Source organism: Desulfovibrio sp. ZJ200 (assembly GCF_011039095.1).
Taxonomy (GTDB): Bacteria; Desulfobacterota; Desulfovibrionia; order Desulfovibrionales; family Desulfovibrionaceae; genus Desulfovibrio.
The window spans coordinates 1-2,399 of sequence record NZ_JAAKEH010000100.1; the positions used below are offsets into that span (position 1 = coordinate 1).

The following is a 2,399-nucleotide window of genomic DNA, read 5'->3' on the forward strand; positions in this document are numbered from 1 at the left end:
ATGGCCAACGTTGCCATGATCATGCGTCAGAGGGACGTTGGGAAAGGATAAGCATACTTTCAGCAATCCGGGTAACGGGAGAAACTTGCAGTGTTGTTTTTGATGGGGCACTGGATGGAAAAATGTACAATGCTTATATTGAAAAATTTCTTCTTCCAACGCTTAAAGCTAACGATGTTGTTATAATGGATAATTTGAATGTCCATAAATCAAAAACAGCCCAAAACTTGATAAGGGAAAAAGGCTGCAAGTATATTTTCCTTCCAGAATACAGCCCGGATTTAAATCCCATTGAAAAGATGTGGAGCAAAGTGAAACAATTACTTCGGGGTATGAAAGCAAAAACATGTGATGAACTGTACAAATCCATTGGAAAAGCATTAAGTTGTATCACACAAAAAGACGCTGAAGGATGGTTTAAATCCTGTGGCTATGTAAAAAGTTAAAAGCAAAATGCTCTAATAATCTTTCTTCTCCTTCAGGGGGAGATAGACAAACTCTAAAAGTAGGGGATGGGATTGGAGAAGAGACACGCCCTAAAAATATGGCAGTACGCTACCTGATCCGAGTCCGGCCCTGATACTTGCCAATCAGGCATGAAGGGGTTATCTAAAAAGGGAACCCCGGTCCCTGCGTCAACAGGAACCGGGGCTGGCACGGCGCGGTTTGCGCCCCCGTGCACGGCTACCAGTGTGACAAGCCTTTTCGACCCCGAACCACTCGCGATGGTTCGGGGTCAACTGTTATCTAGCCGTGGAGACTAGAAGCAGGACCAGTACCAGCGCGATGATCGCGGCGAAAACAACTCGCAGCATGGCCGATACCCTCCTTTTCCGTTTGCGCCGTGCCGACGCTCAGGCCAGAGGGTAGCCGTGCCCGTTCCTTATATCCAGATCTTCCACGCGCCACAACGCTTTTCAGACCGGCGCGCGCGTTCCCGGAACTGTTTGCGCTTGTGGGCAGGCGAGTTCCCGATTTGCGCGGACTTTTTTTGCGTGGCCACGGCTCCCATACGTCAACACATTATGGTACCGTGACGCACAAAAGTGCGGAACTTGGTCAGGTTCAGGGTGATGCGATCCGGGAGATTTGGGGAGGATTCCAAGAACTGATTGCATCTGGTTGGGGCACAAGCACCCAAGGGGCCATGTACTACGGCAGCTCCTGGGCTTCAGGCGTGCATCCGCCAGCAGGAGGGAACTGGGCTAAACACGGAGCCGATTTCTACGCTTCGCGTGTTACTCCAGTCGATAGCGAAATCCGTCCGGTAAACCGGGCTGTGCGCTACCTGATCCGGGCACGTTAAGGCATAGCCCTGATGAGATAGCGGACGGCCTGGTTATCGGGGCGCACTTCATTGGCAACAGGTACACCGTAAGCGGCAGGAGAAACATCAATTCGATATTGATTACAGGTCCATCCTCCCCATGAAGCGGCAGGTGCTGAAATTCCCCATGAGCTGTTCCAGACGAATGCTCCACTTGCTCGTAAATCTGCTCCAAACCCCGTCCAAATATAACCGACACCATTATAATTTCTTGTAGCGTGCCCCTGATGCACTCCCAGCCCTGCGGAATTTCCCCCATGCCCCCGCAAAAAAAGTCCCCTCAGATCCGGCACAGTGCCGCCCACAAGCGCAAACAGTTCCGGGAAGGCGCGCGCCGGTCTGAAAAGCGTTGTGGCGCGTGGAAAATCTGGATATAAGGAACGGGCACGGCTACCCTCTGGCCCAAGCGTCGGCACGGCGCAAACGGAAAAGGAGGGCGCAGCCATGCGGAAACTTGTTTTCGTCCTGACTGTCGCTATGGCCCTTGTCCTCTTACTGACGTCTGACGCCAGATAAGAGTTGACCCCGGCCCATTAGCGGTGGGCCGGGGTCGAAAAAAGTAACCCGTATCGGTAGCCGTGCACGGGGGCGCAAACCGCGCCGTGCCAGCCCCGGCTCCTGTTCGTAGCAGGGCCGGGGTTCCCCTTTCAGATAAACCCTTCCTGCCTGATTGGCAAGTATCAGGGCCGGACTCGGATCAGGTAGCGTACTGCCATATTTTTAGGGCCTGTCTCTTCTCCAATCCCATCCCCTACTTTTAGAGTTTGTCTATCTCCCCCTGAAGGAGAAAAAAGATCATTAGGTGGTTCCCAGTCCGCCAGTGTTGTTAAAGAAAACCCCAAGTAGTGGCTGTGTGGCCCTACAGTATCTTCTTGTTTTACCCCCAGCCCTGCGGAATTTCCCCCATGCCCCCGCAAAAAAACTCCACGCAGATCCGGCACGCTTCCGCCCACAAGCGCAAACAGTTCCGGGTAAGCGCGGCACTGCCGTAGAAAACATTGCCGGGCGGGGAGAATCAGAATATAAGGAACGGGCACGGCTACCCCCTTCCTGATCCGCGCCTGGCACGGCG

At 53.2% G+C, this 2,399-nt stretch carries 1 protein-coding gene; it reads left to right on the forward strand.

What is annotated here, in order from left to right; translation table 11 throughout:
* Positions 1-446 (forward strand): IS630 family transposase (locus tag G7Y52_RS14745; protein WP_165068766.1); only part of this gene is annotated, 446 nt, incomplete at its 5' end.
* Between the last annotated feature and the right edge of the window lie 1,953 nt (positions 447-2,399).